This is a genomic window from Massilia sp., assembly GCF_046293535.1.
In the GTDB taxonomy this organism is placed as follows: domain Bacteria; phylum Pseudomonadota; class Gammaproteobacteria; order Burkholderiales; family Burkholderiaceae_D; genus Telluria.
In genome coordinates, this window is record NZ_JBKBOV010000049.1 from 23,467 (window position 1) to 36,422 (window position 12,956).

The window sequence follows — 12,956 nt, forward strand, 5'->3', positions numbered from 1 at the left end:
CACGATCTGGCCACGCTGCAGCATGTCCTCTACTTACAACAAGAAGGGATGCACATGATCGAATCACTCCAGCACCTGCCGCCCGCGGCAGGGTCGAACGGCGAGCTCGCCGCGCAGTTCACCGACCTGGCGCCGCCGCTCAACGCGCGCCAGGCCGCCGTCGAGGCGGCGCGCTGCCTGTACTGCTACGACGCCCCCTGCATGAACGCCTGCCCGACCGGCATCGACGTCGCCGGCTTCATCAAGAACATCCACGACGGCAACGTCGATGGCGCCGCGCACGGCATCCTGAAGGCCAACATCTTCGGCGGCAGCTGCGCGCGGGTGTGCCCGACCGAGATCCTGTGCGAAGACGCCTGCGTGCGCAACAACCCGGCCGAACGCGAGCCGGTGCGCATCGGCCTGCTGCAGCGCTACGCGATCGACAATGCCCGTTTCGAGGGCCATCCCTTCCAGCGCGCACCAAGCACCGGCAAGGTGATCGCCGTGGTCGGCGCCGGACCGGCCGGCCTGTCCTGCGCCCACCGCCTTGCGATGCTGGGCAACGACGTCGTCGTGTACGAAGCGCGCCCGAAAGCCGGCGGCCTGAACGAATTCGGCATCGCCAGGTACAAGCTGCCGGGCGACGTTGCCCAGCAGGAGGTGGACTTCCTGCTGGCGATCGGCGGCATCCATATCGAATACGGGCGCCGGCTGGGCGAGAACCTGAGCCTGGCCGAGCTGCACACGCGCTACGACGCGGTCTTCCTGGGCATCGGCTTGCAGGCCAGCCGGGCGCTCGGCCTGGCGGGCGAGGATGCGCCGGGCCTGATGGCGGCCACCGACTACATCGCGGCGCTGCGCCAGGCCAGCGACCTGTCCACCTTGCCGGTGCCGCGCCGCGCCCTCGTCATCGGGGCCGGCAACACCGCCATCGACATGGCGGTGCAGATCAAGCGCCTGGGCGCCGAGGACGTCACCCTGGTCTACCGCCGCGGCCTGGAATCGATGAGCGCGACGCGCCACGAGATCGAGATCGCCAAGGCGAATTTCGTGCGCATCCGCACCTGGGCCGCGCCGCTCGAGGTGCTGCTGGACGAAAGCGGCCGGGTGGCCGGCATGCGCTTCGAGCAGACCCGCATGGAAGAGGGGCGCCTGGTACGCACCGGCAACTTCCTCGAGATGGCGGCCGACGCCGTGTTCAAGGCCATCGGCCAGGGCATGAGCGAAGAAGGTTTCAACGAACCGCTGGCGCGCGAACTGTCGCGTGAGGGCGATCGCATCTGGATCGACGATCGCTTCCGCACCGCGCTGCCGGGCATCTATGCCGGCGGCGATTGCGTCGCGCCGGGGCAGGACCTGACGGTGCAGGCGGTCCAGCACGGCAAGCTCGCCGCGATCAGCATCCACGACGACATCCAAGCAAAGATGGAGGCAGCATGGCCGACCTGAGCATCGATTTCTGCGGCATCAAGAGCCCGAACCCGTTCTGGCTGGCCTCGGCGCCGCCGACCGACAAGGCCTACAACGTCGTGCGCGCCTTCGAAGCGGGCTGGGGCGGCGTGGTGTGGAAGACCCTGGGCGAAGACCCGCCGGCGGTCAACGTCTCCTCGCGTTACTCGGCCCACTACGGCAAGAACCGCGAGGTCATCGGCTTCAACAACATCGAGCTGATCACCGACCGCAGCCTGGAGATCAACCTGCAGGAGATCACCCAGGTCAAGAAGGACTGGCCGGACCGCGCCCTGATCGTCTCGCTGATGCTGCCCTGCGAGGAAGCGCCCTGGGCGGCAATCCTGCCGCTGGTGGAAGCCACCGGCGCCGACGGCATCGAACTGAACTTCGGCTGCCCGCACGGCATGCCCGAGCGCGGCATGGGCGCGGCGGTCGGGCAGGTGCCGGACTACGTGCAGATGGTCACCGCCTGGTGCAAGAAGCACACCCGCCTGCCCGTCATCGTCAAGCTGACCCCGAACATCACCGACGTGCGCCACCCGGCCAGGGCCGCGCTGGCCGGTGGGGCGGATGCGGTGTCGCTGATCAACACGGTCAATTCCATCACCCACCTCGACCTCGACCGCATGGTGGCCTTCCCCATCGTGGGCGGGGCCAGCACCCACGGCGGCTATTGCGGCTCGGCGGTCAAGCCGATCGCCCTGAACATGGTGGCCGAGATCGCGCGCGATCCGCAGACCGCCGGCCTGCCGATCTCCGGCATCGGCGGCATCCAGAACTGGCGCGACGCGGCCGAGTTCATCGCGCTCGGCGCCGGCAGCGTGCAGGTATGCACGGCCGCGATGCTGCACGGCTTTCGCATCGTCGAAGAGATGCAGGACGGCCTGGCGCGCTGGATGGACAGCAAGGGCTACCAGAATATCGCCGCCTTCTCGCGCAAGGCGGTGCAGAACACTACCGACTGGAAGTACCTGGACATGAACTACCAGGTGATCGCCCGGATCGACCAGGACAAGTGCATCAAGTGCGGCAAGTGCTACGTCGCCTGCGAAGACACCTCGCACCAGGCGATTGCGCGCCTGGTCGACGATGCGGGCGCGCGCCGCTACGAGGTGAAGGACGCAGAGTGCGTGGGCTGCAACCTGTGCGAGATCACCTGTCCGGTGGAAGCCTGCATCAGCATGGTGCCGCAGGAGACCGGCAAGCCCTATATGAACTGGACGCAGGACCCGCGCAATCCGAGGGCGGAACCAGTCGCCGTTTGAGCCGACGAAACCCCGCACCGCCGTAAGTACGATTGCGCTACACTCGGTCGCACATTTTCGCAACCGACGAGGAGAGTCCCCCCGTGACCACGCACCATGACGCGCCAGCCGGCGCAAGCACCGAACTCTGGAACCACGACCTGGCCCCGACCACGCCCGCGCAGCGCACCTGGCGCTGGTATCACTTCGCGGCGCTGTGGGTCGGCATGGTCATCAGCATCCCCGCCTACATGCTGGCCGCCAGCCTGATCGAGGGCGGGATGTCGGCCTGGCAGGCGGTGCTCACGGTGTTCCTCGCGAACCTGATCGTGCTGGTCCCGATGCTGCTGGTCGGCCATGCCGGCACCAAGTACGGCATTCCGTATGCGGTGCTGGCGCGCGCCTCCTTCGGCACCCGCGGCGCGCGCCTGCCCGCCGTGATGCGCGCGATCGTCGCCTGCGGCTGGTACGGCATCCAGACCTGGTTCGGCGGCAGCATGATCTACACGCTGCTGGGCGTTTTGCTGGGCGCTCCGATCGGCGGCGAGAACCTGCCGGGCCTGGGCATCAACCTCGGCCAGTTGGCCTGCTTCCTGGGCTTCTGGGCGATCCAGATGTACTTCATCGTGCACGGCATGGAATCGATCCGCAAGCTCGAGACCTATACCGCGCCGCTGAAGATCGCAATCTGCTTCCTGCTGCTGTGGTGGGTGTACGACAAGGTGGGCGGCTTCGGCCCGCTGCTCGGCCAGCCCTCGCAGTTCGTGCCGGGCGGACCGAAGGCCGGCCTGTTCTGGAGCGTGTTCTGGCCATCGCTGACGGCGATGATCGGCTACTGGGCCACGCTGGCGCTGAACATTCCCGATTTCACCCGCTTCGCCAAGACCCAGCGCGACCAGGTGATCGGCCAGACGCTCGGCCTGCCGCTGCCGATGGGCCTGCTCGCGGCACTGGCCGTGACCGTCACCTCGGCCACCATCGTCCTGTACGGCAAGGCGCTGTGGGACCCGGTCGACGTGGCCAGCCGCATGACCGGCGTGGCGGTGCTGGTGGCCCTGATCATCCTCCTGATCGACACCGCCAGCGTCAACCTGGCCGCCAACCTGGTGGGCCCGGCCTACGATTTCTCGGCGCTGTCGCCCAGGCGCATCTCCTACCGCACCGGCGGCTACATCACGGCCGGCATCGCGCTGGCGATGATGCCCTGGAAGATACTCGAGACCACCCAGAACTACATCTTCATCTGGCTCACCGGCTACTCGGCGCTGCTCGGGCCGATCGCCGGGATCATGATCGTCGACTACTACTTCGTGCGCAAGACCAGGCTCGACGTCGACCAGCTCTACAACGAGGCCGGCAGCTATTCGTACAAGGGCGGCTGGAACATCGCCGCCATCGTGGCCTTCGCAGCCGGCGTGCTGCCCAACCTGCCGGGCTTCCTGAACGCGGCGCTGCCGAACGCCTTCCCGGACGTGGGCGAGGCCTTCAAGACCATCTATACCTATGCCTGGTTCGTCGGCGTGGTGATCGCGGCCATCGTGTATGGCTTGATGATGAAGGGACGCACGGCGCCGGCACTCGGAAACGTGAACAAGGCGGCGAACAATTATCCAACCTGAAGGGAGAGTCATGACTACCTTGATCCGTGGCGGTACCGTGGTGAACGCCGACCGTGCGTTCCGCGCCGACGTGCTGTGTGTGGGGGACAGGATTGCGGCGGTGGGCGAGAACCTCGAGGCGCCCGCGGGCGCCGCGATCGTCGATGCCGGCGGCCAGTTCGTGATGCCGGGCGGGATCGACACCCATACCCACATGCAGCTGCCCTTCATGGGCACCGTCACGGCCGACGATTTCTACACCGGCACCGCAGCCGGCCTGGCCGGCGGCACCACCACCATCATGGATTTCGTCATCCCGGATCCGAAGCAGTCGCTGCTCGAGGCCTTCCACACCTGGCGCGGCTGGGCCGAGAAGTCGGCCGCCGACTACACCTTCCACGTGGCGGTCACCTGGTGGGACCCATCGGTGCATGAGGAGATGGGCGTGCTGGTGCGCGAGCATGGCGTCAACAGCTTCAAGCACTTCATGGCCTACAAGAACGCGATCATGGCCGACGACGAGACCCTGGTGAAAAGCTTTCGCCGCGCCCTCGAACTGGGCGCCATCCCGACCGTGCACGCCGAGAACGGCGAACTGGTCTACCAACTGCAGCAGGAGCTGTTGGCGAAGGGCATCCGCGGCGCCGAGGCCCATCCGCTCTCGCGCCCGCCCGAAGTGGAAGCCGAAGCCGCCAACCGCGCCATCGCGATCGCCGGCGTGCTCGGCACCCCGGTCTACATCGTGCACGTGTCCTGCGCCGAATCGCTCGACGCCATCACGCGGGCGCGCGCCAGGGGGCAGCGCGTGTACGGCGAAGCGCTGGCCGGCCACCTCGTCATCGACGACAGCGTGTACCGCCATCCCGACCCGGAGTTCGCGCGCGCCCACGTCATGAGCCCGCCGTTTCGCAGCCGGCACCACCAGCAGGCGCTATGGCAGGGCCTGCAGGGCGGGAACCTGCATACCACCGCCACCGACCACTGCACTTTCTGCGCCGAGCAGAAGGCGGCCGGCAAGGACGATTTCACCCGGATCCCGAACGGCTGCGGCGGGGTCGAGGAACGCATGGCGGTGGTCTGGGACGCCGGCGTGAACACCGGGCTGCTCACGCCTTCGGAATTCGTGCGCGTGAGCTCCACCAATGCAGCCCAGATCTTCAACATGTATCCGCGCAAGGGCCTGATCGCCGTAGGTAGCGACGCCGACATCGTGGTCTGGGACCCGAGCGGCACCCGCAGGATCTCCGCCAGCACCCAGCATTCGAAAGGCGGCTTCAACGTCTTCGAAGGGCGCACCGTGCGCGGCATCCCGACCCACACGGTGGCTGCCGGAAAACTGGTGTTCGCGCACGGCGACCTGCGTGCCGAAGCCGGGGCCGGGCGCTACATCGAGCGTCCCGCTTTTTCCGCCACCCTGGCTTGAATCGAGGAGACCAGCATGGACGAACTACGTAAGGATGAGCTGTACGTCAACGGCGAACGCCTGTGGCGGTCGCTGATGGACCTGGCGGCGGTCGGCGCCACCGACAAGGGCGGCGTCAAGCGCCTGGCGCTGACGGACCTGGACCGCCAAGGCCGCGACCTGGTCGTGCAGTGGGGCCGCGAGGCCGGGCTGGAAATCACGGTCGACCAGATCGGCAACGTCTTCATGCGCCGCGAAGGGCGCAAGCCGTCGGCGCTGCCGATCGTCACCGGCAGCCACGTCGACACCCAGCCCACCGGCGGCAAGTTCGACGGCAACTACGGCGTGCTGGCCGGGTTGGAGGTGGTGCGCACCCTGAACGAGCGCAACATCCAGACCGAGGCCCCGATCGAGGTCGCCTTCTGGACCAACGAGGAGGGCTCGCGCTTCGTGCCGGTGATGATGGGATCGGGCGTGTTTTGCGGAGCTGTCAAGCTCGAGACGGCCTACGCGGCGGTCGATACCGAGGGAAAAAGCGTGCGCGAGGAACTGGAACGCATCGGCTACCTGGGCGACGAAGTGCCCGGCAAGCACCCGATCGGCGCCTATTTCGAGACCCACATCGAGCAGGGGCCGGTGCTGGAAGACGCCGGCAAGGTGATCGGTGTGGTGCCGGCCGTGATGGGCCTGTCCTGGTACGACTGCACCGTGACCGGCATGGAGGCGCACGCCGGCCCGACCCCGATGGGACTGCGGCGCGACGCGCTGCAGGTGGCCACCGGCATCATGCAGGAAGTGGTCGCCATCGCTAACCGCTACCCGCCCTACGGGCGCGGGACGGTGGGCATGGTGCAGGTGTTCCCGAACAGCCGCAACGTGATCCCCGGCCGGGTCAAGTTCAGCATCGACCTGCGCAACGTGAACGACGAGCTGCTGAACACCATGCATGAGGAGATGCTGGCCTTTGTCGCCAGCACCCGCAAGGCGAGCGGCCTGGCCATCGAGATCGAGCGCGTGTCCTACTATCCGCCTTGCCCCTTCCACCCGGACTGCGTGAACGCGGTGCGCGCCGCCACCGAGAAGCTGGGCTATTCGAGCATGGACGTGGTCTCGGGTGCCGGCCACGACGCCATCTACGCCGCCCGCGTGGCGCCGTCCGGCATGATCTTCGTGCCCTGCAAGGACGGCATCAGCCACAACGAGATCGAGGATGCCCAACCGGCCCACCTGGAGGCGGGATGCAACGTGCTGCTGCATGCGATGCTCGATCGGGCCGGCGTGGCCGGGTGAGGGCGGGCTGGACAGCCAACGTGGCGACGTCATTCTTGTTTAAATGGCATGATCCCGAGCTCAACTCGGGAGGAGCGGCATGGAGTGGGTAGAGCGTAGCTGGCTGACGATACAGCATGAGTTTTCCGACCTCGGCAACGTCGAGGACATCACGCGTATCGTGGTGCGCCTGCTGGTGGCGGTCGTCTTGGGCGGCATGCTCGGCTACGAGCGCGAGTCGGTCGGCGCCTCGGCCGGCCTGCGCACCCACATGCTGGTGTCGCTCGGCTCGGCCCTGTTCGTCCTGATCCCGCTGCAGGCGGGCATGGAGATCAGCGACATCTCGCGCGTGCTGCAGGGCGTCACCGCGGGCATCGGCTTCATCGGCGCCGGCGCCATCCTCAAGCATCACCAGAAGGAAGACATCAAGGGCGTCACCACGGCCGCCAGCGTGTGGCTGACCGCGGCCGTGGGCATCGCCGCCGGCATGGGACGCGAAGCGACCGCCGTGCTCAGCGCCCTGTTCGCGCTGATCATCCTGGCGATCCTGCGGATCACGCCCAAGAACGAAGCGACCAAGATGAGGGAGTAAGCAGTCGCTTACTGCGCCTCCAGGCTCCTCAGGAACCGAAGCAGCACCTCGCCCGCCACCTCCGCGTCGTCGGCCGTCATGGTCTCGAGCGGATTGTGGCTGATGCCGCCGTTGCCGCAGCGCGTGAACAGCATCGCCACCTCGGTGATGTTCGCCATTTCCATGGCGTCGTGCCCGGCGCCGGACAGCAGGTCGAAGCGCGGCAGGCCGGCCGCCTCGATGGCCGCGCCCAGCCGCTCCATCAGGCGCGGCGAGCAGGGCGCGGCGTCCGCCTCCACCAGCTTCCACAGCTTTTCCTCGATGCCGCGCCGTGCGCAGATGGCACTGACGCCCGCCAGGATGTCGTCCACGGCCGCCAGGCGCTCCTCGTCGCTTGCTGCGCGGATGTCGAGCGACAGCCGGCACTGGCCCGGGATCACGTTCACGGAACCGGACGGCACCTCGAGCTGGCCGACCGTGCCGACCAGCGAGCCGCGTCCGCTGCAGCGCCTTTCCACCAGCAGCACGATCTCGGCCGCCGCCGCGGCGGCGTCGCGCCGCATGCCCATCGGCGTGGTGCCGGCATGGCTGGCCACGCCCGAAAGCTCGACCAGGTAGCGCGAGCTGCCGGCAATCGCCGTCACCACGCCGACCGGCAGGCCGCGTTCGAGCAGCACCGGTCCCTGCTCGATGTGGACTTCGACGAAGCCCAGCAGCGATGCAGGGTCGCGTGCGATCGCCTTGATGTCCGCCGGATCGTGGCCGGCTTCGCGCAGGGCTTCGCGGATGGCGACGCCCATGCCGTCCTGCTGGTCCAGCAGCACCGGGTCGAAGCGTCCGGTGATGGCGCTGCTGCCCAGGAAGGTGCTGCGAAAGCGCACGCCTTCTTCTTCCGCGAAGCCGATCACTTCCAGGTGGAAGGGCAGGCGCTCGCCGCGCTCGTGCAGGTAGCGCACCAGGGCGATCGGCAGCAGGATGCCGAGCCGGCCGTCGTACTTGCCGCCATTGCGCACGGTGTCGTAGTGCGAGCCGGTGATGAGGGTCTTTGCGTCAAGCAGCGCCGCCGCATAGCGCCCGACCACGTTGCCGGCGGCGTCGACGTGCGCGTCCATGCCGGCTTCAAGCATCCAGTCGCGCAGCTGGCCGGCGGTGCGCCGGTGGGCCGGGGTCATGTAGGCGCAGGTGAGGTTGTCGGGACTGTCGCTGATCGCGCCCAGGGTCTCGGCCCAGTCCATCACCCGCGGCCCGAAGCGGAGCTGCACCCGCAGCAATTCGTTCAGGCGGATCTCGGCGATGCGGTGCACCTGGCGCAGGCATTCGCGCATTTCGTCGGCGCGGGTGTTGTTCAGGCGCCGTGCGAAGGCCGCGATGATGGCGGCGCGGGTGAGGCCGCGTCCTGTCGGGCCCTTCACCGCCAGGATGAAGGGGAAGCCGAACTTTTCCTTGTATTGGGCATTGAGCTCGTGCAGCACGGCGTATTCTTCCGGGCTGCAGCGGTTCAGGCCGGACGCTGCCTGCTCGCCGGTGGATTCCGCGGTCAGCTCGCCGGCGATCGCGGCCTTGCCGGCCAGTTCCGGGTGGGCGCGCAGCAGCGCCAGTTGCTCGTCTTCGCTGCCCTGCGTGACGGCCGCCTGCAAGGCCTGCTTGAGCGCGGCGAGGCTGGCGAAGGGCCGCAGGGCGCCGGCGCGCGCGGCGATCCAGGGCGAATGTTCGTAGATGCCGCGCAGCGCCTCGACGAAGGCGGCGGGCGTGCAGGTGTTCAGGTCCGGCAGGGTAGTCATGGTTCGCATCGCCTCATGGGAGTCAATGATGATAAGTCCTGCAAGCCCTCCGGTTATATGCTTGATCAGATAAGCGGTATTGCGCCTACTTGGCAACCAGGGCGCGCGCCGCCGCGCCCACCTGATCGCGCAGCCATTTATGTTCGGACGACTGGTGCACGCGCTGGTGCCACAGCTGGTAGAAGCGCATCGGCGGGAACTTGATCGGCACCGTGAAGCTCTTGAGCGGCAGCGTGCGTTCATAGAAGCGGATGAACTGGCGTCCGGTGGTGAGCACCAGGTCGCTCTGGGTCAGCATGTAGGGAATCACGCCGAAATAGGGCGACTCGACCGCCACCTTGCGCCTTAGCCCCAGGCGGTCGAGGTGGGCGTCGATCACGCCGTGGTAGCCGGGCAGCATCTGCGAGGGCGCCACGTGCGGCAGCGCCAGGTAGTCCTCGACCGTCATCGCATCGGCCGCGGTGCGCTTCGCGTACGGGCTGTCGGCGCGCATGGTGCAGATGATCGGGTCTTCGAACAGCTTCGACATGTGCAGGTGGGCGGGCGGCTCGTCCCAGTTGGCGATCACCAGGTCCATCTCGCCGTCGGACAGCATGCGCAGGTAGTCCAGGCCCGGACCCAGGCTGTGGATCACCACCTTGCTGTTGGGCGAACCGCGCCTCAAGGAAGCCACCACGCCCGGCAGGAACTGGGTGTCGAGGTAGTCCGGCGCGGCGATGTGGAAAGTGCGCGCCGCTTCCTCCGGTACGAAGGGCGACTTGCGCACGAACAGGCTTTCGGTTTCGTCGAGGATGCGCTTGGCCGGCTTGAGCAGGCTCTCGCCGTGCTGGGTCGGCACCATGCCGCGCGCTCCGCGCACCAGCAGCGGATCGCCGGTCAGTTCGCGCAGCTTGCGCAGCGAGGCCGAGATCGAGGGCTGCGGCTGGTTCAGCTTGAGCGCCACGCGTGAGACGTTCTTCTCCACCAGCAGCAGGTAGAGGATGCGGATCAGGTGCAGGTCGAGGTGCTGGGGCAGGCTGGACATGGGGGCGTATATCAAGACAGATATGTCGAATATACGCTAGATTTCATGTTGCAGAAATGGAAATCACGCTATCGTCGAGGGATACTCGACAAGGACCCCTTATGGATGGTTTCGGATATCTCGGCCCGTATGCCCTGGAGTGGTTCAACATGCTGGTGCGCTGGCTGCACATCATCACGGGCATCGCCTGGATCGGCGCGTCCTTCTACTTCGTCTGGCTCGACAACACCATCCGCCCGCCAGCGCCGGGCTCCGAGCTGGCGAACAAGGGCGTCGCCGGCGAGCTGTGGGCGGTGCACGGCGGCGGCTTCTACAACCCGCAGAAATACCTGGTGGCGCCCGCCGAGCTGCCGAAAGAACTCCACTGGTTTAAGTGGGAAGCCTATTCCACCTGGATCTCCGGCTTCGCGCTCCTGGTGATCGTCTACTACCTGAACGCGCAGGCGATGATGGTCGACCGCGGCGTGGCGGACCTCAGCAGCTGGCAGGCGGTCGGGATCGGCCTGGGGAGCCTGGTGGTCGGCTGGATCGTCTACGACCTGCTGTGCCGCTCGCCCCTGGGCAAGCACGACCTGGCCTTCGGCCTGACCATCTTCGCCTTCCTGGTCTTGAGCAGCTACGTGCTCACCCACCTGCTCAGCGGGCGCGCCGCCTACCTGCACGTGGGGGCGATGATCGGCACCATGATGGTGGCGAACGTGGCGATGCTGATCATTCCCGGCCAGCGCAAGATGGTCAATGCCATGATGGCCGGCGAAAAGCCGGATCCCATCCACGGCATCAAGGCCAAGCAGCGCAGCGTCCACAACAACTACTTCACGCTGCCGGTGCTGTTCATCATGATCAGCAACCACTATGCGATGACCTACCGACACGAGTATTCGTGGGCGGTACTGGGCGTGATCATGGCGGCGGGCGTCCTGATCCGCCACTTCTTCAACCTGCGCCACAAGGGCCGGGTCGAATGGAAGTACCCGGCGGCGGGCGTGGCCCTGCTCGCAGTGCTGGCCTTCGCCATCGCGCCGAAAGCCCCGGTAGCGGTCAAGGCGCAAACAGGCCCCGATGACGCCGCACGTTTCGCCCAGGTGCGCACCATCATCGACCAGCGCTGCGTGTCCTGCCACGCCCAGCAGCCCTCGCAACCGGGTTTCGCTACCGCGCCGGCCGGCGTCATGCTGCACACTCCGGAACTCGTCAGCCAGTATGCGACGGCAGTCTACCAGCAGACCGTGCAGACCAAGGCAATGCCACTGGCGAACCTCACCAACATGACCGATGCTGAACGGGCCCAGGTCGCGGCCTGGTTCGAAGCCGGGGCAAAGACAGGAGCAAACTGATGGATCAGCACATTCAAGAACGGCTCCTGCAATGGATCGACGCGCACTTCGACGAGCAGGTCGGCTTCCTGCAGCAGGTCATCCGCATTCCCACCGACACGCCGCCGGGGAACAATGCGCCCCATGCGGAAGCGGTGGCAGGCATGCTCGCGCAATACGGCTGGAGCGCCGAGAAGCACGCGGTGCCGCGGCAGCAGGTCCGCGACTACGGCATGGAAAGCATCACCAACCTGATCGTGCGCCGTCCCTACGGCGCCGGCGGCCCGACGCTGGCGCTGAACGCGCACGGCGACGTGGTGCCGCCGGGCGAGGGCTGGACCAGGCCGCCCTATGGCGCAGAGATTCACGACGGGGCCATTTACGGCCGCGCCGCGGCGGTCTCGAAGAGCGACTTCGCCACCTATGTGTTCGCGGTGCGCGCGCTGGAAGCGCTGGGCCTGCCGCTCAAGGGCGCGCTCGAGCTGCACTTCACCTACGACGAGGAATTCGGCGGCCTGCTCGGCCCGGGCTGGCTGCTGGAGCAGAACCTGACCCGCCCCGACTACGTGATCGCAGCCGGTTTCAGCTACAACATCGTCACCGCCCACAATGCCTGCCTGCAGCTGGAGATCACGGTGCACGGCAAGTCCGGCCACGGCGCCATGCCGGAGACGGCGGTGGACGCGCTGCAGGCCGCCACCCGCATCCTGAACGCGATCTACGGCCAGCTGCCGGAACTCAAGAAGATCAAGTCGCAGGTACCCGGCATCGATTCGCCCACCATGCTGGTCGGCCGCATCGACGGCGGCACCAATACCAATGTGGTGCCGGGCAAGGTGGTCATGAAGATGGACCGCCGCATGATCCCCGAAGAAGACCCGGTGGCGGTGGAAGCCCAGGTGCGCGCCCTGGTCGAAGGGGCGGTGGCCGGCATGCCCGGCATCCGGCTCGAGATCCGCCGCCTGCTGCTCTCGCATGCGCTGCGCCCGCTGCCCGGCTCCGAGAAGCTGGTGGCGAGCCTGCAGCGCCACGGCCGCGCCATCCTCGGCGAAGAGATCCCGGCCCAGGGCACGCCGCTGTACGCGGATGCGCGCCTGTACGGCGAGCACGGCATCCCGGCGGTGATGTACGGGGCCGGGCCGCGCACGGTCTCGGCGTCGAATGCCAAGAAGGCCGACGAGCATGTGGAGCTGGAGGATTTGCGCAAGGCGACCAAGGTGGTGGCGCTGACGCTGCTCGACTTCTTGGCGTAGGGTGGGCGGGTCTTCCCGCCCACGCGGTGATCGCCACCGGCTCCGTGATCGCGCCGAATGATCT

The 12,956-nt window shown here is 67.3% G+C and carries 10 protein-coding genes; 8 read left to right on the forward strand and 2 right to left on the reverse strand.

All coding sequences use genetic code 11. The features are described from left to right. Nucleotides 1–54 precede the first annotated feature (54 nt). The 6 genes from ACK4S9_RS20230 to ACK4S9_RS20255 all read left to right on the forward strand — a co-directional run bounded on the left by ACK4S9_RS20230 (nucleotide 55) and on the right by ACK4S9_RS20255 (nucleotide 7,539). Nucleotides 55–1,431 (forward strand): NAD(P)-dependent oxidoreductase, encoded by a 1,377-nt coding sequence (locus ACK4S9_RS20230; protein ID WP_409729260.1) that lies wholly within the window; start codon nucleotides 55–57, stop codon nucleotides 1,429–1,431. Then, complete coding sequence (gene preA / locus ACK4S9_RS20235; protein ID WP_409729262.1) at nucleotides 1,419–2,699, forward strand: NAD-dependent dihydropyrimidine dehydrogenase subunit PreA; 1,281 nt, start codon at nucleotides 1,419–1,421, stop codon at nucleotides 2,697–2,699. Before ACK4S9_RS20230 ends, preA begins: the two co-directional genes overlap by 13 nt. A gap of 83 nt (nucleotides 2,700–2,782) precedes the next feature. After that, nucleotides 2,783–4,297 carry an NCS1 family nucleobase:cation symporter-1 gene (locus tag ACK4S9_RS20240; protein ID WP_409729264.1) on the forward strand — a complete coding sequence of 505 codons (1,515 nt, stop codon included), beginning with the start codon at nucleotides 2,783–2,785 and terminating at the stop codon, nucleotides 4,295–4,297. Between the two features lie 10 nt (nucleotides 4,298–4,307). Beyond that, nucleotides 4,308–5,699 (forward strand): dihydropyrimidinase, encoded by a 1,392-nt coding sequence (gene hydA / locus ACK4S9_RS20245; RefSeq protein WP_409729266.1) that lies wholly within the window; start codon nucleotides 4,308–4,310, stop codon nucleotides 5,697–5,699. Nucleotides 5,700–5,714: 15 nt separating this feature from the next. Then, entirely contained in the window at nucleotides 5,715–6,968 is a 1,254-nt protein-coding gene (locus ACK4S9_RS20250; protein ID WP_409729268.1) for a Zn-dependent hydrolase, read from the forward strand. A 79-nt stretch (nucleotides 6,969–7,047) separates the two neighbouring features. Beyond that, nucleotides 7,048–7,539: an MgtC/SapB family protein gene (locus ACK4S9_RS20255; RefSeq protein WP_409729270.1), complete on the forward strand. Its 492-nt coding sequence runs from the start codon at nucleotides 7,048–7,050 to the stop codon at nucleotides 7,537–7,539. Nucleotides 7,540–7,547: 8 nt separating this feature from the next. Here ACK4S9_RS20255 and ACK4S9_RS20260 read toward each other — a convergent pair whose 3' ends face one another. Then, complete coding sequence (locus ACK4S9_RS20260; RefSeq protein ID WP_409729272.1) at nucleotides 7,548–9,299, reverse strand: allantoate amidohydrolase; 1,752 nt, start codon at nucleotides 9,297–9,299, stop codon at nucleotides 7,548–7,550. Between the two features lie 85 nt (nucleotides 9,300–9,384). Then, entirely contained in the window at nucleotides 9,385–10,323 is a 939-nt protein-coding gene (locus ACK4S9_RS20265) for a LysR substrate-binding domain-containing protein (protein WP_409729274.1), read from the reverse strand. Between the two features lie 101 nt (nucleotides 10,324–10,424). Here ACK4S9_RS20265 and ACK4S9_RS20270 point away from each other — a divergent pair, with 101 nt between their 5' ends. Then, nucleotides 10,425–11,660, forward strand: coding sequence for a urate hydroxylase PuuD (locus ACK4S9_RS20270; RefSeq protein ID WP_409729276.1), 1,236 nt, complete (start codon nucleotides 10,425–10,427; stop codon nucleotides 11,658–11,660). Beyond that, on the forward strand, nucleotides 11,660–12,892 hold the full coding sequence (locus ACK4S9_RS20275) for an ArgE/DapE family deacylase (RefSeq protein WP_409729278.1): 1,233 nt from the start codon (nucleotides 11,660–11,662) through the stop codon (nucleotides 12,890–12,892). The genes ACK4S9_RS20270 and ACK4S9_RS20275 overlap by 1 nt, the downstream gene beginning before the upstream one ends. The last annotated feature ends 64 nt before the right edge of the window (nucleotides 12,893–12,956 follow it).